Below are 508 nucleotides of genomic sequence, written 5' to 3' on the forward strand. Positions count from 1 at the left end.
GCTTCAAATATACGACCTGTTAAATTTATTAAAGGGTTCGAAGAGGCTGGGTATAATGTTGAAATTATACAAGGATATGCAAAAGAAAGAAAAAAATCTATAAAGTTAATTAAAAAAAATATAAATGAAGGTAAACATTATGATTTTCTTTACATGGAAAATTCAACGGAACCAACTCTGTTAACGGAAAAACATCATTTACCTATACATCCCATATTTGATTTCAAATTTCTTAGTTATTGTAAGAAAAAAGATATTAAGATTGGGTTATTCTATAGAGATATTCATTGGCGATTTGACCAATATAAAAACAGTGTTTCTATACTAAAAAGGTTAATAGCATATAGCTTTTACTATTATGATTTAATTAAATTTAAGAAATGCATAGATATACTGTATTTACCATCTCATGAAATGAAAAGGCATATACCTATAAATTTAAATAAGAAAGTTATAGAACTTCCTTCTGGATGCGATAGTGAATTTATGGGAAATCAAAAGGTAAGTT

General features: G+C 26.2%; 1 pseudogene. It reads left to right on the forward strand.

Annotation, left to right across the window (positions count from 1 at the left end):
- A pseudogene (locus tag AZI32_RS18710) lies at positions 1-508 on the forward strand (glycosyltransferase family 1 protein); the annotation flags it as partial.

The sequence above is a fragment of the Clostridium sp. ATCC 25772 genome, assembly GCF_001573875.1.
Lineage (GTDB): Bacteria > Bacillota > Clostridia > Clostridiales > Clostridiaceae > Clostridium_J > Clostridium_J senegalense.